Origin of the sequence: Pseudomonas sp. PDM10, from assembly GCF_014852295.1 — a bacterium.
In the GTDB taxonomy this organism is placed as follows: Bacteria; Pseudomonadota; Gammaproteobacteria; order Pseudomonadales; family Pseudomonadaceae; genus Aquipseudomonas.
The window spans coordinates 407,192-431,624 of the sequence record NZ_JACVBJ010000004.1; the positions used below are offsets into that span (position 1 = coordinate 407,192).

The window sequence follows — 24,433 nt, forward strand, 5'->3', positions numbered from 1 at the left end:
GGCAGCAGGGCCCAGCGGTGTTCTTACATTAGAGTTCAATTGAATGATGCCAATGTTGCTGAACCTCGAAGACGAACTGACCCACCTCACCCTCGCCCCCGAACTCGGTGGCAGCATCGTCAACTGGAGTGTACGCGGCACGGGTCTGCCGCTGTTGCGCCACAGTGACGCTCACGCACTAAACACGGGTCTACCGGGCAAACTCGGCTGCTTTCCCTTGGCACCGTGGTCGAACCGAATTTCAGAAGGCGGTTTTGAATGCCCCGAGGGCTGGCTGGCACTGACACCCAACAGCCTCACCGATCCCCTGCCGATTCACGGCAGTGCCTGGCAACAGCCGTGGCAGGTGGTTTCGCAGACGCGTGATGAAGTCGTCCTGCAACTCGACAGCACCACGCCCTTCGTCTATCGCGCCCGGCAACGATTCCATCTGAGCGGCGGCAAACTGAGCATTGATCTTAAGGTCACTCATCTGGCCGAAAGTCCTGCCTGGCATGGGCTCGGTTTACACCCTTACTTTCCGCGTACCACGGGCACCCAGTTGCAGGCGCAAGCCCGGCAGGTCTGGTTGTGTGACGGGACCAAACTGCCGACACACCTCAGTGCGGTGCCGGCCGAATGGGATTTCCAGTCACTCAAGACGTTGCCCGGCACATTGGTCGACAACGGCTTCTGCCAATGGGACGGCCATTGCCTGATCCGCCAGCCAGCGTTGGGTTATGAGCTGGAATGCCGGGCCACCGGCAGCGATTACTTCCTGCTCTACTGCCCGGTGGGCCTGGATTTTTTCTGTATCGAACCGGTGAGCCATCCGGTCAACGCGCATCACCTGCCCGGTCGACCGGGGTTGCGACTGCTGGAGCAAGGCGAGTCAGTAGAGCTCGGTTTCAGCCTGCACTATCGCTACCCCAGCAACTGACTCAGCACCGCGCGCAACTTGCCGGGTTTCACCGGTTTGTTCAGCAGCGGTGCGTCGAGTCGCTGCAATGAGCGCCGACACTGATCCGTGCGATCGGCAGTGATGATCACTGCCGGAATCGCCTGGTGGTAATGCTCGCGCAAATGCCTGACCACGTCACAGCCCACCACCCCGTGATCGAGGTGGTAGTCCGCCAGAATCAGTTCCGGCGGTCGTCCCTGCAAGGCGGCCAGTGCAGAGAATTCATCCGTGGCCGTCACCACTTCGCAGCCCCATTGCCCGAGCAGCGCGCTCATGCTTTCGAGGATGCTCACTTCGTTGTCCAGCACCAGCAAACGCCGGCCCGGCAATGGATTGCCGGTGCCGGGTTGTGGTGCCGCCAGGCTGATCGGTAGCGGAACCTCATGGGAAATCGGCACGTCGATGCTGAACATCGAACCGCGTCCTGGCAGCGAATGAACCCCGACTTTATAGCCGAGGATCTTGGCGATGCGTTCAACGATGGCCAGCCCCAGGCCCACACCCTTGCGGTCGGCGGCGCGGCCGACGTCCAGTTGGTTGAACTCGAGGAAGATCGAATCCAGTCGGTCCGCCGCGATCCCGCGTCCGGTGTCCCAGACTTCCAGGCGCAGCATTTCACCCCGGCGTCTGGCTCCCAGCAGGATGCTGCCCTCGTCGGTGTAGCGGCAGGCATTGCTGAGGAAGTTGCGCAGGATCCGCGTCATCAGGCGCAGGTCGGTGCTGATGGCGTAATCGCCCATATGCACCCGCAGGTTCAACCCTGCGGCCTGGGCCACTGACTGGAACTCCGAGACCAACGGCGCGAGCAATTCGTCGAGGCGGTACAGCGCAATGTCCGGTTTGACCGCTGCCTGATCGAGCCGGGAAATATCCAGCAAATCGGTGAGCAGATCCTCCGCCCCTTCCAGCGCCTGGTGCGTCCGCTCCACCAGCACCTGTTCGACGTCGGGAAGCTTGCGTTCGCGCAGAGTCGAGATCAGCAAACGCGCGGCATTGAGCGGTTGCAGCAGGTCATGACTGGCGGCGGCGAGGTATTTGTCCTTGCTGCGATTGGCGGCTTCGGCGGCATCCCGGGCATCGCGCAAGGCTTGGGCAATCTGTTTACGCTGGGTGATCTGCTGTTGCAGATTACGGTTGGCTTCCAGCAATTCGTCGGTGCGCGCGGTGACCCGCTGCTCCAGTTCATCATTGAGTTGTTGCAGACGCTGCTGGGCGAGTTTGCGTTCGGTGATGTCGGCGACAAAACCTTCCACCAGACCTTCCTGATCAGGTTTGAGCAACAGGTTCATCAACACGTCGACGCTGCTGCCATCCTTGCGCCGCAATTGGGTTTCGTAGCCAAGCAGACTGCGCTCGCGCTTGAGCATTTCACCGATGTTTTCCAGCTCTTGCGCGCCGTTGACAAACAGATTGCTCGCCAGATCGGCCAGGGAAAACAGCACTTCCTGGGGATTGTCGTAGCCGAGCATCCGCGCCAGTGCCGGGTTGGCGGCACGCATGCCTTCCAGCAGGCTGGCCTGAAAGATCCCGTGGACCGCGTTTTCGAACAGCCATTTATAGCGATTGCGCTCGGCTTCCAGCTCGTCGAGGCGCGCGGCCAGTTCCGGGTAATGACTCTTGCGCGCCGAATGGCTGCCTAATCCCAGTAACCCCGCCAGCGCCCGTTGCTGTTCGTCAGAGGGCTTCGCCATAGACGACCTCGACATCACGCTGACTGGACTCGCGCGGGTTGGTCAGGATGCACGGGTCGTGCATGGCGTGTTGCGACAGGAACGGAATGTCCGCCGTGCTGACCCCGTGCAGTCCCAACGTTTCGTGGAAGCCGATGGCGTGTTTGAGCGCGATCAGGTGTTCCACCAGACGCCCGCAAATCTGCCGGTGATTCAAGCCACGGCAATCGATGCCAAAGGTCTCGGCGATCACCTTGAAGCGCTCCGGTGCGGAGCTGTAGTTGAACGCCACCACGTGCTCCACCAGCACCGCGTTGCACAAGCCATGGGGCAAATCGAGGAAGCCACCGAGGCTGTGGGACATCGCGTGCACCGCGCCGAGGATCGCGTTGGAGAACGCCAGCCCGGCCTGCATGCTGCCCAGCATGATTTTCTCGCGCAAGGCGATGTCGTGCGGGTTGGCGATCATCTGCACCAGGTTGCCGTTGATCAGGCGCATCGCCTCCAGTGCATGGGGGTCGGTCAACGGCCCGTGACCGGTGGAGACAAATGCTTCGATGGCATGCACCAACGCATCGATGCCGGTACAGGCCGACAGGAACGGGTCCATGCTCAGGGTGGTTTCCGGGTCGATCAGCGACACGTCCGGGACCACCGCCTTACTGACGATGGAGAACTTCATGCGTTCTTGCTGGTTGGAGATGATCACGAACTGCGAGACATCGGCCGAGGTCCCGGCGGTGGTCGGAATCAGGATCAGCGGCGGACTGGGGACGCGGATGGTGTCCACGCCTTCGAATTCGAGAATGCTGCGCCCATGGGCGACGACAATGCCGATGCCTTTACCGCAATCCATCGGGCTGCCACCACCGACGGCCACGATCACATCGCAATGATTTTCCCGGTACAGATCGGCACCGAGCATCACTTCTTCGACCCGAGGGTTGGGCGAGACCGCGCTGTACAGGACGTACTCGATGCCCTGGGCTTGCAGGCTGGCCTCGACATCGGCGACCCAACCGGCGGCAATCACACCGGGATCGCTGACCAGCAGCACCTTGCGGGCACCAAAGGTTTTGGCGCAATTGCCGACGTTGTGCCGGCAGCCGGCACCAAAGATGATTTCAGGCGAAACGAATTTACGCAGTTGACTGAGACTCTGGCTCATTGGAAAGCCTGTTTTTATTGTTTTGGAAGGTAATGTCCACACTAAAGCATCCGGCGGTGAATGCAATCAGACCAATGGGTAGCACGGCTGGTGTACTCAGACTCTGAACTCACCGGAGATTCCCTGTGGGAACGAACTGTGGCGAGGGGATTTATCCCCGCTGGACTGCGAAGCAGGCCCAAGATTTTGGGGCGGCTGCGCCACCCAACGGGGATAAATCCCCTCGCCACAGTTCGCTCCCACAGGGGGATCTGTGTCAGCTCTCGATTTATCCGCGGTAGATCAGTCGCGAAGCCTTCTCGTTACGCAACGTCAGGTGTTCCATGCCCTGCCCCGGTGCGTCGGCTTCCTCGCGAGCCTTGAGAATCACACCGTGGTGCGGGGATTTGCTGCACACCGGGTCCGCGTTGGCGGCGTCGCCGGTCAGCATGAAGGCCTGGCAGCGGCAGCCGCCCAGGTCCTTGTGCTTTTCATCGCAGGAGCGGCACGGTTCCTTCATCCAGTCATCGCCACGAAAGCGATTGAAACCGAAAGAATCAGTCCAGATGTGCTCGATGCTGTGCTCGCGCACATTGGGAAACTGCACCGGCAACTGTCGGGCGCTGTGGCAAGGCAACGCCGTACCGTCGGGGGTGATGTCGAGAAACAGATTGGCCCAGCCGTTCATGCAGGTCTTGGGGCGTTCTTCGTAGTAGTCCGGGGTGACGAAGATCAGCTTGCACGGATGACCCTGCGCTTCAAGACGCTCGCGGTATTCGTTAGTGATGCGCTCGGCACGCTGCAGTTGTTCACGCGTGGGCAACAGGCCGACGCGGTTGAGCTCAGCCCAACCGTAGAACTGGCACGTCGCCAATTCGACGAAATCCGCTTCCAGCTCCAGGCACAAGTCGATGATCTGCGCGATCTGGTCGATGTTGTGCCGATGGGTGACGAAGTTCAGCACCATCGGGTAGCCCTGGGCTTTTACCGCACGGGCCATGGCGAGTTTCTGGGCAAAGGCCTTGCGCGAACCGGCGAGCATGTTGTTCACCGCTTCGTCGGCGGCCTGGAAGCTGATCTGGATATGGTCCAGCCCCGCGACCTTGAAATCGCGCACTTTCTGCTCGGTCAGGCCAATGCCCGAGGTGATCAGGTTGGTGTAGTAACCCATGTCCCGGGCGGCCTTGATCAGTTCGGCCAGGTCCTGGCGAACCAACGGCTCGCCGCCGGAAAAGCCCAGTTGCGCGGCGCCCATCTCCCGGGCTTCACGGAACACCCGGATCCACTCTTCGGTGCTCAACTCTTCGCCTGACTGGGCAAAGTCCAGCGGGTTGGAGCAATACGGGCATTGCAACGGGCAACGGTAGGTCAGCTCCGCCAACAGCCACAGCGGCGGCCCCGGACGCGAGTCACTCGATCCAGAATTGAGCATGGGCCACCTCCAGAAATGCCAGCACATCTTCGTCGATCCCCGGTACGCCGGGGAAACTCTCAGACAGTCGATCAATGATCGCCGCGACGCTGCGCTGGCCGTCCACCAGATCGAGGATCTGCCCGGCACTGGTGTTGAGTTTGATCATGCCTTCGGGGTACAGCAGCACGTGACAGTCCTGACGCGGTTCCCATTGCAGGCGAAACCCCTGACGCAGCGACGGCGATTGTTCGCGGTTGATCAGGCTCACAGGGCAATCCCCCGGTGCCAGACCTGCTCCGTGGTGACGCTGTGATACGGCGGGCGCTCCAGCTCGTAGGCCATGCTCATGGCGTCGAGCATGCTCCACAGCACGTCGAGCTTGAATTGCAGGATTTCCAGCATGCGTTGCTGGCCTTCGACCGTGACGTAGTGCGCGAGCGTGATGCGCAAGCCGTGCTCGACATCCCGTCGCGCCTGACTCAGGCGTGTACGGAAATAGTCGTAACCGCCGACGTCGATCCACGGGTAATGGGTCGGCCAGGCGTCGAGTCGCGATTGGTGGATTTGTGGTGCAAACAGCTCGGTCAGCGAACTGCTGGCGGCTTCCTGCCAACAGGCCCGACGGGCGAAATTGACGTAGGCGTCGACGGCGAAACGTACACCGGGCAGCACCAGTTCCTGGGAGAGGATCTGCTCGCGATCCAGTCCCACCGCTTCGCCCAGCCGCAGCCAGGCTTCGATGCCGCCCTCGCTGCCGGGGGCACCGTCGTGGTCGAGAATTCGCTGCAGCCATTCCCGGCGCACGTCGCGGTCCGGGCAGTTGGCGAGAATCGCCGCGTCCTTCAGGGGGATGTTCACCTGGTAATAGAAGCGATTGGCGACCCAGCCTTGAATCTGCTCGCGGGTTGATCGGCCGGCGTACATGGCTTGGTGGAATGGATGATGAATGTGGTAGTAGGCGCCTTTGGCGCGCAGGGCTGCTTCGAATTCGGGGGGGGACATTGGGGTGTCAGTCATTGCGGTTCTCCGGGAATCTGCGGTGTCTGGTCTGGCCTCATCGCGAGCAGGCTCGCTCCCACAGGGAATATTGGGTGTACACAAAATCTGTGTTCACACCGATCAACTGTGGGAGCGGGCTCGCTCGCGAAGGGGCCCTCCGCTACAGCTCAATACTCATGCCGTCATAGGCCACTTCGATCCCGCGCCGCTCCAGCAGCGCCCGCTCGGCGGAGTCTTCATCGAGGATCGGGTTGGTGTTGTTGATGTGGATCAGCACCTTGCGCTGGCGGGTGAAGCCTTCAAGGATGTCGAGCATGCCACCGGGGCCGCTTTGCGACAGGTGTCCCATTTCACTGCCCAGGTTCTGGCCGACGTCGCAGACTCGCATCTCGTCGTCGCGCCACAAGGTGCCGTCCAGCAACAGGCAATCGGCGCGTTGCATCCAGCTCAGAACCTCGTCGTCGACTTGGCCCAGACCCGGCGCGTAGAACAGCGAAGCACCGCTGCGCCGGTCTTCGATAAACAACCCGATGGTGTCGCCCGGCTGCGGATTGCCGCGATTGGGCGAGTACGGCGGTGCGTTGCTGACCAAGGGGATCGCGCGAAATCTCAGGTGCGCGCACGCCGGAATGCTGAAGGGCTCGCGGTCCAGTCCGACCGGTTGCCACTGCAACCCGCCGTTCCAGTGCTTGAGCATGGTGAACAACGGGAAGCCGCTGCTCAGGTCTTGATGGACCCGTTCGGTGCACCAGACCTGATGCGGGCAGCCTTCGCGCAGAGTCAGCAGGCCGGTGCAATGGTCGATCTGGCTGTCCAGCAGGACGATGCCGGCAATCGCGGTATCACGCACCCGGCGCGCCGGTTGCAGCGGCGCGAAACTCTCGAGTTGCGCGCGAATGTCCGGTGAAGCATTGCACAGCACCCAATCCACACCGTTGTCGCTCAGGGCAATCGAGGACTGGGTCCGGCGTTGGGCCCGCAGGCTGCCATTGCGCATCGCGGCGCACTGGCGGCAGTTGCAATTCCATTGCGGAAAACCACCGCCAGCGGCGGATCCGAGAACGCGAATGTGCATGGGCAATGCTCCAGAAGGCAGGCCCGGCCAACGCAACAGCTGGCCGGGTGAACAATCAGCGGTTGGCGAAATACATCGTCACTTCGAAGCCAATGCGCAGATCGGTAAACGCGGGTTTAGTCCACATGGGTCAATCCTCTTCTTGTGCCGGACGATTCCGGTAAAGCCATTAATGCACGGGGCGCCAGGCACCCGAATGCTACTTTCGAACGAGGTGGCGGCGTGCATTGGTAGGGGGTGTTGCGCGGTTTTGCAGTACACATAAAACCAATGTGGGAGCGAGCCTGCTCGCGAATGCGGCATGACATTCAACATCAATGTTGAATGTGCTGGCCTCTTCGCGAGCAGGCTCGCTCCCACAGGGATTGCGGCGTGCTTATCGGGTTAGAAGAACCCCATCGGATTGATGTCGTAGCTCACCAGCAGGTTTTTGGTCTGCTGATAGTGGTCGAGCATCATCTTGTGGTTTTCACGGCCGACACCGGACTTCTTGTAGCCACCGAACGCGGCGTGGGCCGGGTACAGGTGGTAGCAGTTGGTCCAGACACGCCCGGCCTTGATCGCCCGGCCCATGCGGTAGGCACGGTTGATGTCGCGGGTCCACAGACCGGCGCCGAGGCCGAACTCGCTGTCGTTGGCAATCGCCAGGGCTTCGGCTTCGTCCTTGAAGGTGGTGATACCCACCACCGGGCCGAAGATTTCTTCCTGGAACACACGCATTTTGTTGTGGCCCTTGAGCAGGGTCGGCTGGATGTAATAACCCGTCGACAAATCGCCCTCAAGACGCTCGGCCGCGCCGCCGGTGAGCAGCTCGGCGCCCTCTTCCTGGGCGATTTTCAGGTACGAGAGGATCTTGTCGTATTGCTGCTCGGACGCCTGGGCGCCGACCATGGTTTCGGTGTCCAGCGGGTTGCCGCGCTTGATCTTGACGATCTTCTGCATCACCACTTTCATGAAGTCGTCGTAGATCGACTCCTGCACCAGCGCTCGTGATGGACAGGTGCAGACTTCGCCCTGGTTGAAGAACGCCAGCACCAAACCTTCAGCGGCCTTCTCGATGAATTGCGGCTCGGCTTGCATGATGTCTTCGAAGAAGATGTTCGGCGACTTGCCGCCCAGTTCGACAGTGCTCGGAATGATGTTCTCGGCCGCACATTTCATGATGTGCGCGCCAATCGGGGTGGAGCCGGTGAAGGCAATCTTGGCGATGCGCTTGCTGGTGGCCAGCGCCTCACCAGCTTCACGACCGAAGCCCTGAACGATGTTCAGCACGCCAGGTGGCAGCAAATCGGCGATCAGTTCAGCGAAGACCATGATCGACAGCGGCGTCTGCTCGGCGGGTTTGAGTACCACGCAGTTACCGGCAGCCAGGGCCGGGGCGAGTTTCCAGGCGGCCATCAGCAGCGGGAAGTTCCACGGGATGATCTGTCCGACCACGCCCAACGGCTCGTGGAAATGATAGGCGGTGGTCAGCTCGTTGATCTCGGCGGCACCGCCCTCTTGAGCGCGGATGCAACCGGCAAAATAACGGAAATGGTCGGCGGCCAGCGGCACGTCGGCATTCAGGGTTTCGCGCACGGCTTTGCCGTTGTCCCAGGACTCGGTGACGGCGAGGATTTCCAGGTTCTGCTCGATGCGGTCGGCGATTTTCAGCAGCACCAGTGAGCGGTCTTGCGCCGAGGTCTTGCCCCAGGCGTCAGCGGCGGCATGCGCGGCGTCGAGGGCTTTTTCGATGTCCGCGGCGTTGGAGCGCGGGAATTCGGCGATGACTTCACCGGTGACCGGCGAGGAGTTGGTGAAGTACTCACCATTGACCGGGGCGACGAACTCGCCGCCGATGAAATTGCCGTAGCGCGGTTTAAACGTAACGATGGCGCCAGGTGTACCAGGTTGTGCGTAGATCATGGTGGGCCTCTGTCTGGGTCGATGCCTGTCGGGCAAACAGGCGATGAACCGATAGTAGAGAGCCCTGCGCGTCAGACGTATGCGCCGTTGGCAGGAGGACTCTCGTTATTTGGTAGTAGAAAACGCCTCGGTTCTTGATCGTTCCCACGCTCCGCGTGGGAATGCAGCCAGGGACGCTCTGCGTCCCAGAGCGGACGCGGAGCGTCCGGTGAGGCATTCCCACGCAGAGCGTGGGAACGATCAGTGGCAGGTATCAGTGCTTGGCCACCAGGTCTTTCGGCAGCTTGAACGTCCAGAGCATGCCGCCCTGGTTGAAGTCCTTGATGCGCTTGGCCACTTCGCCGCCCCACAGCGGTACGGCACCACCCCAACCGGACAGCACCGAGACGTACTGTTCGCCGTCCATTTCCCAAGTTACAGGGGAGCCGAGTACGCCGGAGCCGGTCTGGAATTCCCAGACTTTCTCGCCGGTCTTGGCATTGAACGCCTGCAGGAAACCTTCCGGCGTGCCGGTGAACACCAGGTTGCCCTTGGTGGTCAGTACCCCGCCCCACAGCGGCGCGTAGTTTTTGTGGCGCCAGACTTCCTTGCCGGTTTTCGGGTCGATGGCGCGAAGCACGCCGATGTAGTCTTCATTCAACGGTTTGATGGTGAAACCGGCACCGAGGAACGCCGCGCCTTTCTTGTAGGCGATGCCTTCGTTCCAGATGTCCATGCCCCATTCGTTGGACGGCACGTAGAACAGTCCGGTGTCCTTGTTGTAGGCCATCGGCATCCAGTTTTTCGCGCCGAGGAACGCTGGGGCTACGAATACCGAACTGCCTTTGGCTTCGGTGCCGGGTGCGCCTGGACGGCTGGCTTCGTTGTAGATCGGCCGGCCGTCTTTATCCAGGCCGGTGGCCCAGGTGATCTTGTCCACGAACGGGAAGCCGCGAATGAATTTGCCGTTGGTACGATCCAGCACGTAGAAAAAGCCGTTACGGTCAGCGGTCGCCGCGGCTTTGATCTCTTTGCCGCCTTCGGTGTAGTTGAACGAGATCAACTCGTTTACGCCGTCATAGTCCCAGCCGTCGTGAGGCGTACTCTGGAAGTGCCATTTGATGGTGCCGTCATCCGGGTTCAGCGCCAGACGCGACGACGAGTAGAGGTTGTCGCCAGGACGCAGGTGCGAGTTCCACGGCGCCGGGTTGCCAGTGCCGAACAGCAGCAGATTGGTTTCCGGGTCGTAGTAACCGCCCAGCCAAGGCGCCGCGCCGCCGGTTTTCCAGAGGTCGCCGGGCCAGGTCTTGCCGGCTTCACCGCCGGAGATGCCGTTCTCTACCGCTTTGCCGTCCTTGTAGGTGTAGCCCATGTGGCCTTCGACGGTGGGACGGGTCCACAGCAGGTCGCCGTTTTTCGGGTCGTAGGCTTCGATTTTGCCCACCACCCCGAACTCGCCACCGGCGACACCGGTGATCAGTTTGCCGTTGATCACCAACGGCGCGGCGCTGATGGAATAGCCTTCCTTGTGGTCCGCGACTTTCTTGCTCCAGACGACTTTGCCGGTGTCCTTGTTCAAGGCCACAAGCTTGGCGTCGAGGGTGCCGAAGATCACCAGATCGCCGTACAGCGCGACACCCCGGTTGATCACGTCGCAGCAAGGGCGGATGTCATCGGGCAGGCGCGCATCGTATTGCCAGAGCTTCTTGCCGGTGCGCGCATCCACCGCAAACACCCGCGAGTAGGAACCGGTCATGTACATCACACCGTCCTTGATCATCGGCTGTGCTTGCTGACCGCGTTGTTTTTCACCGCCGAAGGAGAATGCCCAGACCGGCCGCAAATCCTTCACGTTGTTGACGTTGAGCGTGTCCAGCGGGCTGTAGCGTTGACCCTGGACGCCCAGACCGTTGGTGACGATCTGCTCCGGGTTCTTGGGGTCCTGGAGGATGTCTTTATCAGTGACGCCGGCCAATGCCGAGCCAGACAACAGCATGGCACTGAGCAGCACACTCAAGACGAAGGGTTGGCGACGTGCGGGTTGGGTCATGACGGCTACCTCTGCAGTTTTTTGTTATACCCGGTAAATTTTCCCGGTCTGGTGCAGATTCTTGGGCGCCGCCGCCCTTGGAACAATTGCCCGCAGTGCTGAGATTGCTAGTTCCTTAGTACCGGGTCGGATTATACGAACACCGGATATGTTGATCGACACCAGTCCCCTGTGGGAGCGAGCCTGCTCGCGATGAGGCCCTCACATTCAGCATTGATGTCGGCTGATACACCGCCATCGCGAGCAGGCTCGCTCCCACAGGGGGGCAGTGTCGATCATTTGTTCGCGGCGGAATCGACTCGGGTCATCTGCCCGCGCTCGTAGCGCGGATACAGGTGGCTGACGCTGCGGATCAGCTCGTAACGACTCAGGCTGATCCCGGCAAACCGTTCGGGAATGGGGCTGCGGATCATCTCGGCCATATCACTGCCATTGGCGGCGCCATCGCGCATGAGCCGGTCGAGCCAGCTCAGGTAGTCGCGCATTTGCTCGAACGGCTGTTGATCGCTGGCCACCGGTCCATGGCCGGGCACGATCAGCGTCCACGGCAAGCCTTGAAGGGTGGCGATGTCCGCCAGCCAAACCGACAGCCCCGGACTGTTGGGCGTGGTCAGCGCCCGTTGGTAAAACACCAGGTCCCCGGCAAACAGCACGCCGGTTTTCTGGTCGAGAATAGCCAGATCCGCGCCCGTGTGCCCACCCAGGCCCAACAGACGCAGATCGTGATTCCCAAAACTTCGCACGCCGGGCGTCAGCGTCCGGGTCGGCAACACCACTTCGGTGCCGCGCATCCAGTCGCCCACCAGGCGATACATGTTTTCGGCCATGGCATCGCCCTGCTGATGCAACAGTTCGGTGGTGCCGGCCAACGCGCCGATCGGCACGTCAGTGAAGGCCTGGTTGCCGAGTACATGATCAGGATGATGATGGGTCAGCAGCACCTCGATCACTGGTTTGTCGGTGATCGCGGCAATGGCTCTGCGCATCGCTTCGCCGTAGCGTTTCGACGGCCCGGTATCGATCACCACCACACCCTGCTCGGTGACGATGAACGCGGTGTTGACGATGTTGCCGCCGTTGGCCTTGGCGAAATTATCGGTGCTGCCTTCCAGCAGCCAGGTGTCTTCGGCGATCTGCCGGGGCTTGAGTGAGTAGTCGAGATCGGCCAGAACCGGCAGACTCAGGCTCATGAACAACAGCAGCATCCAGCGCATCACGCGCTCCTTTGGGTCAGGGTATGGCCGCATCGAATTGATTGCCGCTGTTGTCGCGCAGCATCAGGCGCGTCTGCCCTGCCCCTTCGATATCGAAGGCCAGGTTGGGGTTTTCACTGACGGCGGGAAACAACTCCAGACGGGCCAGCAGCTGATCGTTCTGATCCCGCAGTTCGGCATGGTTGATGAAGAACTCCGGGATGCCGCTGACCATGCCGTTGTCCATCGGATGCGCCACCTGCAAGCGCACACGGCTGAATTCACCACGGGGATAACGACCGCCCAGCACTTCGCCGATGTGGTCTTCCCAGCCCGGTTGAGTGCGCACCACACTCGGCGCCGTGCAACCACCGCCCGCCGCATCGATCAGGGTCGAGCCGACATGCCACAACCCATCACGGGTCAGCACTGCCGCGCGCAATGGCGTTGCCTGTTCGATACGGATGCGGATCGACAGCCACGGCAGCACGCGGTCCAGCGGTTGGAAATCGACGATTTTCGGCAAAGGGTTGAGTTCGGCCCAGGCGAGGATTTTCACCACTTCGCCCTTGAACGATCGCGCATCGATTTCCAGCGGCACTTGCCGGGCGTCTTCGGCGAACGGTGGTGCCAGCAGCTTGACCCGCTCGTCGAACACGAACGGCGCATCGCCGAGCATTTGCTTGTGATAGAAGGCCCACATCACCGACGGCACCGGGTCTTTGCCCGGGTCGATGTCCACCGCGTGCGCGGCGATGGGTAACCAACAGGCCAACAGACAACCCGCTCGCCAGTTCACTGATGATACATCTCGGGCACGTCATAGCGCAGGCCGTAATGGCCATAAATGGTTTTGACTGCGCCTTCGCGAATCAAGGTTTCCAGCGCCTCTTCCACGGCATAGGCCAGTTGACGGTTGCTTTCGTGCACCGCCATGCCGATCTCCCAAAGCTGCTTGCCCATGTTCGGGTAGGCGTTCTCCGCCAGCGCCACTTGCGGGTCGTTGGCTTCATGAACCTGCCAGTCGATCTCGCCGCGCATGGCCATGACGGCGTCGACTTCACCGGCTTTCATGGCCGCGAAAGCCTGGGGCACGCCAGGATAGTGGTGGGTTTTGCCGGCAAGCATGCCGTTGAACACCGAGGTCAGGTAGAACGACGGCACGCTGTCGACTTCGACGCCGATCGGGTGGTGCTCGAACACCGCGACGCTACCGACTTTGTCCAGCCGGCGGCGGTCATAGGCAACCTGCCATTGTTCGTTCTGGTACGGCCCGAACATCACCACATGGCCGTTTTCCAGCTCACCCAGTTCATTGCGCTTCTGCGCGTAATCGCGGTCGTACGGCACGCGCATCATCAGGTCAGCCAGTTGCAGGTCGTGCAATTGACTGGCGCGCCAGATGTAATCGCGCAGGTCGTCATCGAGCTTCTCGCCGGCCGGCGCCCAAATCAACGTCAGGTGCACGCCGAGTGCCTTGGCCAATGCCTCGGCGAGTTCGACATCAACGCCCCGGGCCTGGCCGGCGTCTTCAAAACTGTAGGGGGCGAAGTCCTTGTAGACCGCCACTTTGAGCTCCCTGGCGGCGATCATTTCGTCATAGGTACGGACCTGCGCCTGCACTGCCTGGCAGTACAGCAACACAGCACTGATCAACACAGCGAGCAGGCGCATGGATTACTCCTCGACGTGAACGCTGTCCAGATAAGTGCGTACCGCCCACAAGGCTTCCTGGCTCAGGTAGTCGGCCATCTTCGGCATGTAGACCCGGCCGTCACGCACGGCGCCATGGCGCACGCGTTCGACGAACCACTCATCACCGGCATCAGCGACATCGAGCATGCGCAAATCAGGGGCGATGCCACCGGACTTGGCTTCCAGGCCATGACAGGCCGCACAGTTCTGGTTGTAAGCCGAGGAGCCGATTTCCAGGGCTTTGTCATGTTCCGGCGAGGTGCGGTAAGGGTTCACCGATGCCCAACCATCAGCGTCGACGGGTACGCCGGCGTCCTTGATTGGAGTCAGGCCCGGGGTTTCCACTGCTTGCGGGACCACGTTGCCGTGGGCCCAGACCGAACCTGCGCTGATAAAGCCGGCCAGCAGACCGGCAACGAGTAAGGCGTTGCGTTTTGTTGTCATTGTTATGCCCTCTTGATTGCACGCAAAACCTCTTTGAAGAGGCTATGGCACCCATCTTAGGAAGGGCTTCGCACAAGCCCCATGCTGCTTTGGTGGTCGCGGTCTAGTTCCTTGGTAGTAGGGCTTGTGGCCGTACGGAAAGTATTCCCGGCAACAAGCGATTGTTCAGGATGCGAACATGGAGGGTTGCAGCGGTTACCCGACGACTTGGGACAAGTGTGCCTGGTGCCCCACCACTGATCGTTCCCACGCTCTGGTGGGAATGCCTCAACGGACGCTCCGCGTTCGGCTCTGGAAGGGACGCAGAGCGTCCCGGGCTGCATTCCCACGCAGAGCGTGGGAACGATCATCGACCCGCAGGCGCGGGCAAGACCAGCAATGGCGCGGGACGCGGGCCGTGGAGCTTGTCGACGCCGATCAGGGTCAGGATCAGTAGCAACGGCAAGAGCAGCGCTTTGAGAATACGCATGATCAATCGCCTCCCGTGTGATGGCCGTTATTGCCCATGCTAAAACCGCGCCACCCCGGGCGAGTTACTACCTTGGTACTGGCTCACTGGTACTTTCTGCATATTTCCTTCTGCCTCACAGCGTTCCTATGCTGGCGCTACCTGTAATGGAGTGCCTTATGCGCCAGCTTGCCCCTTACGCCCTGATCTATCTGTTGGCGATTGCCTGCGCCGCCGGGTTGGCGACCCAGAGCCAGGCTGCGGACACGCCGTTGCAGGTGCAGATCGGCTACCTGGGCTATCGCCCTGATCCGGGCCCGTTGCTGTCGAACGTGATTCCCGAGCCGGTCGATGCCGGGTTGCGTGGCGCCGAACTGGCAATCACTGACAGCAACAGCACCGGGCGTTTCCTCAACCAGAGCTACACCCTGGTCAGCGCCAACGTCGACAATCCGGATGCCCTGGTCGAAGCGGCCAAGGCTCAACATGAACAAGGTCTGCGCCTGTTTGTCGTCAACGCACCGGCCGCCAGCCTGCGCCGGCTCGCCGCTGTGCTGCCCGACAGCTTGCTGTTCAACGCCGGCAGCCCCGACGACAGCCTGCGCACCACCGACTGCCTGCCGAACGTGCTGCACAGCCTGCCGAGCCGGGCGATGCTCGCCGATGCGCTGGCGCAATTTCTGGTGCTGCGCAAATGGCAACGGGCGCTGCTGATCGTCGGCCCGACGCCGGACGATCAAGCCTATGCGGCCGCCCTGCGCCGCGCCGCCAAACGCTTTGGCCTGAAACTGGTCGCGGAAAAAGCCTGGAGTTTCGACAACGATCAGCGCCGCAGCGCCCAGGCCGACATGCCGCTGTTCACCCAGACCGCCGAGTACGACGTGGTGCTGGTGGCGGATGAACGGGGCGATTTCGGCGAATACGTGCCCTACCAGACCTGGTACCCACGGCCGGTCGCCGGCACTCAGGGGCTGACCCCGGTGGGCTGGCACAAAACCGTGGAAACCTACGGCGCCGCCCAGTTGCAGAAACGCTTCGAAGCCCTGACCGGGCGCTGGATGAATGACCGCGATTTCGCGGCCTGGATCGCCGTGCGCAGCATCGCCAGTGCCGTGAGCAAACTGCGTCAGGTCGATCCGGTGGCAATCCGTACGCTTGAGATCAGCGATCAATTGCCGCTGGACGGTTTCAAGGGTCGCAAGCTCAGTTATCGGCCGTGGAACGGCCAGTTGCGCCAACCCGTTCCCATCGTGCAGCCCCGGGCGCTGGTCAGCACGTCGCCGCAAGATGGCTTCCTGCATCCCTTCAACGAAATGGACAGCCTCGGCTACGACAAGGCCGAAGTCACCTGCCGTTTTCCCTGACCCGATAATTAAAACAACAAGGAATCTGCCATGCGCCGCACCCTGCTCTGCCGCTCCCTGCTTTTCTGGGCCCTGCTGCTTGCCGCCGGACACGCCGCGGCCAGCACCGCTTGGGTCTCCAACGAAAAGGACGACAGCCTGAGCCTGATCGACCTTCAGACCCTGCAAGTCACCGACACCCTGCCCGTCGGCCAGCGCCCGCGCGGTCTGCTGCTGTCCCACGACAACAAGCTGCTGTACATCTGCGCCAGCGACTCGGACCGGGTCCAGGTGATGGACGTGGCCACGCGCAAGATCATCAAGGAACTGCCCTCGGGCAAAGATCCTGAACAATTCGCCCTGCACCCGAATAATCGCTGGCTGTACGTTTCCAACGAAGACGATGCGCTGGTGACGGTGATCGACACCGAAACCTCCAAGGTGCTGAGCCAGATCAACGTCGGCGTCGAACCCGAAGGCATGGCCGTCAGCCCCGACGGCAAGTGGGCGGTGAACACCAGCGAAACCACCAACATGCTGCACTGGATCGACACCAGCACCCAGACCCTGGCCGACAGCACCCTGGTGGATCAGCGGCCGCGCTTCGTCGAGTTCACACCCGATGGCTCGAAGCTCTGGGCTTCGGCGGAAATCGGCGGCACCGTGACGATTCTCGACGTCGACACCCGCAAGGTCCTCAAGACTTTGACCTTCCAGATCAAGGGCGTACACCCGGACAAAGTCCAGCCGGTGGGGATCAAACTCAGCGCTGACGGCAAGTACGGTTTCGTCGCCCTCGGCCCGGCCAATCATGTGGCGGTGATCGACGCCAAGACTTTCGAAATCCTTGATTACCTGCTGGTCGGCCGGCGTGTCTGGCAGATGTCGTTTACCCCGGATCAAAAGCAATTGCTCGCTACCAACGGTGTCAGCGGCGACGTGTCGGTAATCGATGTCGACAGCCTCAAGGTGACCAAGTCGATCAAGGTCGGGCGTTATCCGTGGGGCGTGGTGGTGACCCCATGAACGCACTCGAAGTCAGCGAACTGAGTTTCGCTTATGGTGCAAAAGAGGCGTTGCGTCAGGTGAGTTTCAGCCTGGCACCTGGCCGTTTCGCTGCATTGCTGGGGCCGAATGGCGCGGGCAAATCGACACTGATCGCCCTGCTCACCCGGCTCTACGATTTGCAGCGCGGTGACATCCGCGTCGGTGGCTGTTCGTTGCGCAACGCAGCGCGTCCGGCACTCAAGCAACTGGGTGTGGTGTTTCAGCAAAGCACGCTGGACCTGGACCTCAGCGTCGAGCAAAACCTGCGTTATCACGCCGCGCTGCATGGGATGTCGCGGCGTCAGACCGGCCTTCGGGTCGACGCCGAACTGGCCCGTCAGGCCTTGACCGAACGCCGTCGCGAGCGGGTTCGCGAACTCAACGGCGGCCATCGTCGCCGTGTGGAGATCGCCCGCGCCTTGCTGCATGAGCCACGCCTGCTGCTGCTCGACGAGGCTAGCGTCGGCCTCGACCCGGCCAGTCGGCTGGCGCTCAATCAACACATCCGCAGCCTGTGCCGCGAGCAGAACATCAGTGTGCTCTGGACCACCCATTTGCTGGATGAAGTGCAGCCCAGCGATGACTTGCTGATTCTCCATCAGGGCCGGTTGGTGGCCAGCGGACAGGCCGACGCGCTGAGTCTGGAACACGGCGGCGACCTCGGTTCGGCCTTCGCTCGACTGACCACTTCAGGAGCCGTCCAATGAATGCCTACTGGCAATGTTTCAGCGGCATCGTGCTGCGCGAATGGCTGCGTTTTGTCTTGCAGCGCACGCGGTTTCTCAGTGCGCTGGTGCGGCCGCTGCTGTGGCTGCTGGTGTTTGCCGCCGGTTTTCGCGCGGCACTCGGGATCGCGATCATCGAGCCCTACGACACCTACATTCCCTACGAGGTCTACATCATCCCTGGGCTGGCCTGCATGATCCTGCTGTTCAACGGCATGCAAGGTTCGCTGTCGATGGTCTACGACCGGGAAATGGGCAGCATGCGCGTGCTGCTGACCAGCCCCCTGCCCCGGACCTTCCTGCTGTGCAGCAAACTGTTGGCCACCTCGCTGATCTCGCTGTTGCAGGTGTACGCCTTTCTGGCGATTGCCTGGGTGTACGGCGTGCAGCCACCGGCCATGGGGCTGTTGATCGCCTTGCCGGCGTTGCTGCTGGTGGCGTTGATGCTCAGCGCGCTGGGTTTGTTGCTGTCCAACGCGATCCGTCAGCTGGAGAACTTTGCCGGGGTGATGAATTTCGTGATCTTCCCGCTGTTTTTCCTGTCCTCGGCGCTGTATCCGCTGTGGAAGATGCGCGAGTCCAGCGAGTGGTTGTACTGGTTGTGCGCGTTGAACCCGTTCACCCATGCGGTGGAACTGGTGCGGTTTGCCTTGTATGAACGGTTCAATCCGTTGGCGCTGGCGGTGTGTGTGGGGCTGACGCTGGTATTCGCGCTGCTCGCCGTACTCACCTTCAACCCGCAACACGCCGCCCTGCGAAAAACCAACTAACACCACAAATCCCCCTGTGGGAGCGGGCTGTGGCGAGGGGATTTATCCCCGTTGGGTCGCGAAGCGGCCCTGAACCTGTGATTACGGTGTTTCAGAAAAACCGTATTCACCGGGATTGCGACTGCTTCGCAGCCGAACGGGGATAAATCCCCTCGCCACACAGGCTCGCTCCCACAGGAGATCTCTGTTCAATTGGGTGAAAATTACTACTTTAGTACTGGTTTTCCTGTCTATCGTCGCATTCCAATCGCACCGAGACTGGCATGTAATGGGTTCATAACTATAAGGATTGAACCCCATGCCGCGTGCCCGACGTCGTCTGCTGCGCCCTTCTCTCGCTGCGCTATCGCTGAGCCTGTTGCTGGGCGTCGCGCAGGCCGACACACCGCTGTTTTCCGCCGACGGCTATCGCATCGGCCTGTACCGCAGCCCGACCCCGAATCAAGTACAGGGCGCCGGCATCATCGATACCGCCGCCCTGCAAACCCTGCTGACCCAGACACCGCGTCCGGTACTGATCGACGTCTACCGCCGGCAATGGCTGCAAGGACGCTTCATCGAGGACCAGCCCCACGAAAACCTCCCCGGCAGCCATTGGCTGGCCAATACCGGCGACGGTGACCTGACACCCGACTGGCAGGACTATTTTGCGCGTAAGCTGAATACATTGACCGCAGGTGATCTCGCGCAACCGCTGGTCTTCTACTGCCGCTCCGATTGCTGGCTGAGCTGGAACGCCGTGAAGCGCGCCGCCGCCATGGGCTATAAGACTCTGTATTGGTATCGCGACGGCCTGGACGCCTGGCAGGCCGCCAACCTGCCCGTAACGCCCGCCCAGCCAGAGCCCTTCCCCTGACCTTTACGCGTGCGAGTTGTTGCCACACCCTAATCACAATAATGAGGTGAAAGGCTATGTACAAAATTCTGATTGCCGACGATCACCCGCTGTTTCGCGAAGCCATTCATAACGTCATCAGCGATGGTTTTCCGGGCAGCGAGGTGATGGAAACCGCCGACCTGGACAGCGCCCTGGTGCTGACGCAGGAACATGATGACCTGGACCTGATCCTGCTCGACCTGAACATGCCCGGCATGCACGGCCTCAATGGCCTGATCAACCTGCGCAACGAGGCGCCGACCATTCCGGTGGTGATCGTCTCGGCCGAACAGGACAAACAAGTCGTGCTGCAAGCCATCACTTATGGCGCGGTGGGTTTCATCACAAAATCCTCGCCACGGGTGCAGATGACCGAAGCCATCCAGCAAATCCTCAACGGCAATGTCTACTTGCCGCCGGACATCATCCGCACGCAAAAAAGCGGTACAAGGCGCATGAACGATGCCCCGAGCTTTCCGCCGGAACTGCTCCAGGCCTTGACCCGCAAGCAGTTGCTGGTGCTCGAACGCATGACCAAGGGCGAGTCGAACAAACAGATCGCCTACACCCTGGAAATCGCCGAAACCACCGTCAAGGCCCACGTCTCGGCGATCCTGCGCAAACTCAATGTGCACAACCGTGTGCAGGCGATCTTGAGTGCCGGGGATATTGATTTCGGATCTTACTTACGCCGCTGAAGGCTGATGATAATCGTTCCCACGCTCCGCGTGGGAATGCCTCAACGGACGCTCTGCGTTCGGCTCTGGAAGGGACGCAGAGCGTCCCGGGCTGCATTCCCACGCGGAGCGTGGGAACGATCATCTCAAGGCCTGCCGAGCAAATGACTCATCGCGGTCTTGAGCTTCATCGGCCGCACCGGTTTGTGCATCAGGGTGTGGCCCAGTTCGCGGATCTGTTGTTTGAGTTCGTTGCTGTAGTTGGCGGTGATCATCATCGCCGGAATCGCCGAGCCGCGACGGGCGTTGATCCGGGCCACGGCATCGACGCCGTTCTGATCGTCATTGAGGTGATAGTCGGCGATCAGCAAGTCCGCCTCTTCGTGATAGTTGTCCACTTGCCGCGCCAGGTCCTCCTCGGACAGTGCCGTGACCACCAGACACCCCCACCCTTCGAGCAACGTGCGCATGCCGGCGCAAATGGCTGCGTCATTGTCCAGCACCCACACCCGCGCCCCACGCAGACGCTCGAGCATCGGCTCACTCATCAACAGGCTCGGCAACGCCTTGGGGGCCGTGGCGCTGAGCGGCACTTCAACCGAGAACATCGAGCCTTTGCCCGGCCATGAACGCACATGAATGCGATGACCGAGAATCCCGGCAATCTTTTCCACGATCGCCAGACCCAGGCCCAAACCGCGATCCTGATCGGGACGCTGCACGTCGCCGCGTTTGAATTCCTGAAAAATCTCCTCGAGGCGGTTTTCGTCAATGCCCATGCCGCTGTCCCAGACCTCGATCGACAGGCGCTGGTGTTGACGCCGGCAACCGAGCACCACACGACCGCTGTAGGTGTAGCGAATGGCGTTGCTCAACAGATTTCGAAGAATCCGCGCCAGCAACTGAATGTCGCTGCGCACCAATGCCGAACAGGGGATGAAATGCAGCTCCAGGCCTTCACTGCGAGCCACCTGGGTGTACTCGGCCGCAAGGTTTTCCAGCAATTCGCTCAGGGCAAACGGCGCAATGTCGGCCTTGATCACCCCGGCATCCAGCTTGGAAATGTCGACCAGCGTACCCAGCAGGTTCTCCACGTCTTCCAGGGAATTGCTGACATTGCGCACCAAAATGGCATTGGCCACCGGCTCCCGCCGTTCGAGCAACGCGCTGGTAAACAGCCGCGCAGCATTGAGCGGTTGCAGCAGGTCATGACTGACGGCAGCGAGAAACTTGGTCTTCGACAGGTTGGCCTGTTCGGCCTCGAGCTTGGCTTCACGCAGGCGAGATTCCGCCCGCCGACGCTCGTCGATCTCGCGCAGCAACTGGTCATTGAGCGTGGTCAGTTCCGCCGTGCGTTCGCGCACCCGCAACTCAAGATTCTGATAGGCCTGGTGCAGCGCTTCGGCGGTGCGGCGGCGTTCGGTGATGTCGCGGATCAACACGAAAATCCCCACCACTTCCCCGGTGGCCAGGCGATTGGGCACGTAGGAGCGCAGCATGTAGCGCTCCTGATTGTTGATGTTGGTTTCAGCGACCTCGAACGTCACGCTCTCACCGGCCAAGGCCCGGGCCACGTAGGCTTCCAGGCGCTGGTAATGCTGTTCGCTGTGGACTTCGCGCAGGCTCTGCCCAAGCATCACGCCCCGAGGCCAGCAGTACCATTCTTCATACACCTTGTTGGTGAACTCGTAGACCAGATCGGCATTGAGGTAGGCAATCAGCGCCGGCACATGGTCGGTAATCAGGCGAATCCAGCGCTCGCTTTCGCTCAGCGCTTCGGCGTGTTGGTAGCGTTCGGTGATGTCGGTGAAGGTGTTGACGAAACCGCCAGTGGGCAACGGATGGGTGCGGATTTCCAGCACCCGGCCATCGTAGAGGCGCTGCTCGCATTCCTGCACGTGGCGCCCGTTCAGATCCCGACTGGCCGGGGTCAGCAGGTTCAACTCGCTGTCGCCGATCACTTCGGCAAACGGACGATGGGCCGCCACCGGGGCCAGGCCGCTGAGTTCGAGGAAACGCCGGTTCCACAACTCCAGAATGCCCTCGGCGTTGACCATGGCCACGCCTTGGGACAGGTTGTCGACCGCCCGTTGCAACAAATGGGATTTCTGCGCCACCGCCTGCTCGCGGCGCACGGTTTCGCTGAGTTTGACGTCAGTAATGTCGGTGAACAGGATCACCCGCCCGCCTTCCTGGGTCGGGCGTTCGCTGACTTGCAACCAGCGACCGTCCTGCAGGCGATAGAGCAGGTTTTCGTCGGCATGCCCGCGCGGCTCTTCAGTGAACAGCCCGGTGGCGGACATCAGTCGCTTGACCTCGCCCAGGCGCATGCCGGCGTTGATCCGCACCCGGCTATTTCCCCAGAACGCCTTGAAACGGCTGTTGAACAAGACGATTCGCTGGTCCGCGTCGAACAGCACAAACGCATCGGAAATGCTCTCGATGGCATCGATCAAATGCTGATGCGCGGTTTCCGCCCGCAGGCGTGCCTCGCTGAGCAAGTGATTGCCTGACTTGAGTTCAGCCATGGCCTGGTTCAAGGCGTCGGTGCGTTCACGCACCTGCTCGGCCAGCACCACCGAATGCTGGAACGCCGCGTACGGGTCATTGCCGCGGGTGATGCCGGACTCGATCCGCTCGATCAGCGCGCCATTGATGCGCTGCAGTTTGTGGTTGTCGCGCTGCAGGCTGGCGATCTGGGCCTGAAGCTCAACGGTGTCCAGGGGACCGGCCTCGGGCAATGGCAACCCCGGTGAAGGTCTGGTTGATGTGCATGCCATTGAACTGTTCTCCGTAGGTGTTGAAACCCATCACCCGTTGGTCACGCAAAAACGTTCCGATCTGCTCCAGACGGCCGCTGTCTTCCAGTTCCAGACGCCTGAGAAAGCAGTCGCAGCCGATGGTCAGCAACAGATCGCCGAGGCGCTCCTGCAAGCCTTCGAACAGGGTTTGCAGATTCGGCAGCATCGGGCCGGGCGTCATGACGGTGAGGACGATGCCGTTTTCCACCGCACAGTAGAAACTCAGGCTCAGGTCCGGGTGAACCTGCTGGATCGCCCGCACGTAATATTGATCGTTGATCCGTACGGCCAAGGGGTGCGCAGCGAAGATCCGGTGATCGAGCTCCGCCACCGGCACACCGATGTGCCGGGCGTACTCCTCGGCGGCCGGCTCGGCATTCAGTTCAAAAACCCGACGCGAGGCGCTGTCGGCCCCGGTGACCACCAGTTTTTCTGCTCGGGGCAGGATGTGGTGGGTGGTGAAAACTTCAAAGTCGAGCCAGGTATTGACCAACACCACCACGGCCGCGCCGCTGTGGAACTCGCCATTGAAATAGACGTGAGTGTGGGTCAGGTAATTATCGTCGCCGGCCGAACCGCCGAAATGCGGGATATCGCCCAACGCGGCACTCAGGGCCGCGAGGACCATTTCTTCACGGCTGGACAAGCCATCGAGCAAGGTCAGCGCAAAGCTGTTGCCCTTGATCGGCGCCAGGGTGTTGCTGCGACAGCCACTGACCAGGCGCTCGACCATTTGCTGGGCGTCGATCAGGCTGAAGCGCTCCATCTCGCAGATCAGTTCGGCGTCGATGGAGAAGTGCCGGTGGTCGAAGCCGACCGCGGTCACGCAGTTGCGGCCGTAGCCCAAGGGCGTGATTTCCCCGGCGCTGGTGCAACCCACCAGGCGAATGCCGCCGAAGCTTTGTTGCAAGGCCTGGCCCAGCGCCTGCAAGTCGTACTCGGCGGAACAGAAGAACAGCACGAAACCCAGGTGCGGATGCAACAGTTGTCGCGCCAGCTCCTGCGCCACTTGCTGGGCATCGGTGGCCTGGGACATTGCACTGACCACACCTTCACTCTGGACCTGCTGCATCTTCGCCTCCCGCAGGTGCGCATGTATGAGGTTCGAGTGTACGAAGCCTGTGAGCTGCGACGTATGCTACTTGGGTAGCGGGTAGCCGCTTCGATGGGATGAGAGTCGGCGGATTGACTGCCTGATGGCTGACGCTTTGTGGCGAGGGGACTTGTCCCCGTT

The 24,433-nt window shown here is 61.3% G+C and carries 23 protein-coding genes; 7 read left to right on the plus strand and 16 right to left on the minus strand.

Annotated features, from left to right (window positions below):
* Positions 1 to 43 precede the first annotated feature (43 nt).
* Positions 44 to 919, plus strand: a complete 876-nt coding sequence (locus IB252_RS16305) for an aldose 1-epimerase (RefSeq protein WP_192409530.1) — start codon at positions 44 to 46, stop codon at positions 917 to 919.
* On the opposite strand, the gene IB252_RS16310 is transcribed toward IB252_RS16305, so the two are convergent.
* The 14 genes from IB252_RS16310 to IB252_RS30375 all read right to left on the minus strand — a co-directional run bounded on the left by IB252_RS16310 (position 904) and on the right by IB252_RS30375 (position 14,980).
* Entirely contained in the window at positions 904 to 2,631 is a 1,728-nt protein-coding gene (locus tag IB252_RS16310; protein WP_111452231.1) for a NahK/ErcS family hybrid sensor histidine kinase/response regulator, read from the minus strand. The two genes, IB252_RS16305 and IB252_RS16310, sit on opposite strands and share 16 nt — an antisense overlap.
* Positions 2,615 to 3,778, minus strand: a complete 1,164-nt coding sequence (ercA, locus tag IB252_RS16315; protein WP_074876193.1) for an alcohol dehydrogenase-like regulatory protein ErcA — start codon at positions 3,776 to 3,778, stop codon at positions 2,615 to 2,617. The genes IB252_RS16310 and ercA overlap by 17 nt, the downstream gene beginning before the upstream one ends.
* A gap of 268 nt (positions 3,779 to 4,046) precedes the next feature.
* Positions 4,047 to 5,189 carry a pyrroloquinoline quinone biosynthesis protein PqqE gene (gene pqqE / locus IB252_RS16320; RefSeq protein ID WP_192409531.1) on the minus strand — a complete coding sequence of 381 codons (1,143 nt, stop codon included), beginning with the start codon at positions 5,187 to 5,189 and terminating at the stop codon, positions 4,047 to 4,049.
* A complete protein-coding gene (gene pqqD / locus IB252_RS16325; protein ID WP_046048900.1) occupies positions 5,167 to 5,439 on the minus strand; it encodes a pyrroloquinoline quinone biosynthesis peptide chaperone PqqD in 273 nt (90 codons plus the stop codon). Before pqqD ends, pqqE begins: the two co-directional genes overlap by 23 nt.
* On the minus strand, positions 5,436 to 6,188 hold the full coding sequence (gene pqqC / locus IB252_RS16330; RefSeq protein ID WP_192409532.1) for a pyrroloquinoline-quinone synthase PqqC: 753 nt from the start codon (positions 6,186 to 6,188) through the stop codon (positions 5,436 to 5,438). Before pqqC ends, pqqD begins: the two co-directional genes overlap by 4 nt.
* Before the next feature lie 142 nt (positions 6,189 to 6,330).
* Positions 6,331 to 7,245, minus strand: a complete 915-nt coding sequence (gene pqqB / locus IB252_RS16335) for a pyrroloquinoline quinone biosynthesis protein PqqB (protein WP_192409533.1) — start codon at positions 7,243 to 7,245, stop codon at positions 6,331 to 6,333.
* Between the two features lie 55 nt (positions 7,246 to 7,300).
* Positions 7,301 to 7,372 (minus strand): pyrroloquinoline quinone precursor peptide PqqA, encoded by a 72-nt coding sequence (gene pqqA / locus IB252_RS16340; protein WP_003253598.1) that lies wholly within the window; start codon positions 7,370 to 7,372, stop codon positions 7,301 to 7,303.
* Positions 7,373 to 7,629: 257 nt separating this feature from the next.
* On the minus strand, positions 7,630 to 9,150 hold the full coding sequence (locus IB252_RS16345; protein WP_008149755.1) for an aldehyde dehydrogenase family protein: 1,521 nt from the start codon (positions 9,148 to 9,150) through the stop codon (positions 7,630 to 7,632).
* A 253-nt stretch (positions 9,151 to 9,403) separates the two neighbouring features.
* Positions 9,404 to 11,179, minus strand: a complete 1,776-nt coding sequence (locus tag IB252_RS16350) for a PQQ-dependent methanol/ethanol family dehydrogenase (RefSeq protein ID WP_111452224.1) — start codon at positions 11,177 to 11,179, stop codon at positions 9,404 to 9,406.
* Positions 11,180 to 11,454: 275 nt separating this feature from the next.
* Positions 11,455 to 12,393, minus strand: coding sequence for a quinoprotein relay system zinc metallohydrolase 1 (locus tag IB252_RS16355; protein ID WP_192409534.1), 939 nt, complete (start codon positions 12,391 to 12,393; stop codon positions 11,455 to 11,457).
* 16 nt (positions 12,394 to 12,409) lie between these two features.
* Positions 12,410 to 13,171, minus strand: coding sequence for a quinoprotein dehydrogenase-associated SoxYZ-like carrier (locus IB252_RS16360; RefSeq protein WP_192409535.1), 762 nt, complete (start codon positions 13,169 to 13,171; stop codon positions 12,410 to 12,412).
* A complete protein-coding gene (locus IB252_RS16365; protein ID WP_192409536.1) occupies positions 13,168 to 14,046 on the minus strand; it encodes a substrate-binding periplasmic protein in 879 nt (292 codons plus the stop codon). The genes IB252_RS16360 and IB252_RS16365 overlap by 4 nt, the downstream gene beginning before the upstream one ends.
* 3 nt (positions 14,047 to 14,049) lie before the next feature.
* Positions 14,050 to 14,511: a cytochrome c-550 PedF gene (gene pedF, locus IB252_RS16370; protein WP_192409537.1), complete on the minus strand. Its 462-nt coding sequence runs from the start codon at positions 14,509 to 14,511 to the stop codon at positions 14,050 to 14,052.
* A gap of 346 nt (positions 14,512 to 14,857) precedes the next feature.
* A complete protein-coding gene (locus IB252_RS30375) occupies positions 14,858 to 14,980 on the minus strand; it encodes a hypothetical protein (protein ID WP_256365221.1) in 123 nt (40 codons plus the stop codon).
* 158 nt (positions 14,981 to 15,138) lie between these two features.
* On the opposite strand from IB252_RS30375, the gene IB252_RS16375 reads away from it, so the two are divergent.
* From IB252_RS16375 to IB252_RS16400, 6 genes are all read left to right on the plus strand, one after another.
* Positions 15,139 to 16,323, plus strand: coding sequence for an ABC transporter substrate-binding protein (locus IB252_RS16375; protein ID WP_192409538.1), 1,185 nt, complete (start codon positions 15,139 to 15,141; stop codon positions 16,321 to 16,323).
* 30 nt (positions 16,324 to 16,353) lie between these two features.
* Positions 16,354 to 17,328, plus strand: a complete 975-nt coding sequence (locus IB252_RS16380) for a YVTN family beta-propeller repeat protein (protein WP_192409539.1) — start codon at positions 16,354 to 16,356, stop codon at positions 17,326 to 17,328.
* A complete protein-coding gene (locus IB252_RS16385) occupies positions 17,325 to 18,056 on the plus strand; it encodes an ABC transporter ATP-binding protein (protein ID WP_192409540.1) in 732 nt (243 codons plus the stop codon). Before IB252_RS16380 ends, IB252_RS16385 begins: the two co-directional genes overlap by 4 nt.
* Entirely contained in the window at positions 18,053 to 18,844 is a 792-nt protein-coding gene (locus IB252_RS16390; RefSeq protein WP_008149735.1) for an ABC transporter permease, read from the plus strand. The genes IB252_RS16385 and IB252_RS16390 overlap by 4 nt, the downstream gene beginning before the upstream one ends.
* A gap of 298 nt (positions 18,845 to 19,142) precedes the next feature.
* A complete protein-coding gene (locus IB252_RS16395) occupies positions 19,143 to 19,700 on the plus strand; it encodes a PQQ-dependent catabolism-associated CXXCW motif protein (RefSeq protein ID WP_192409541.1) in 558 nt (185 codons plus the stop codon).
* A gap of 56 nt (positions 19,701 to 19,756) precedes the next feature.
* Positions 19,757 to 20,419 (plus strand): response regulator transcription factor, encoded by a 663-nt coding sequence (locus IB252_RS16400; protein WP_074876021.1) that lies wholly within the window; start codon positions 19,757 to 19,759, stop codon positions 20,417 to 20,419.
* 125 nt (positions 20,420 to 20,544) lie between these two features.
* On the opposite strand, the gene nahK is transcribed toward IB252_RS16400, so the two are convergent.
* Positions 20,545 to 23,139 (minus strand): hybrid sensor histidine kinase/response regulator NahK/ErcS', encoded by a 2,595-nt coding sequence (gene nahK, locus IB252_RS16405; protein ID WP_192409743.1) that lies wholly within the window; start codon positions 23,137 to 23,139, stop codon positions 20,545 to 20,547.
* Positions 23,108 to 24,271 carry a nitric oxide-sensing protein NosP gene (nosP, locus tag IB252_RS16410; RefSeq protein WP_192409542.1) on the minus strand — a complete coding sequence of 388 codons (1,164 nt, stop codon included), beginning with the start codon at positions 24,269 to 24,271 and terminating at the stop codon, positions 23,108 to 23,110. Before nosP ends, nahK begins: the two co-directional genes overlap by 32 nt.
* Positions 24,272 to 24,433 lie beyond the last annotated feature (162 nt).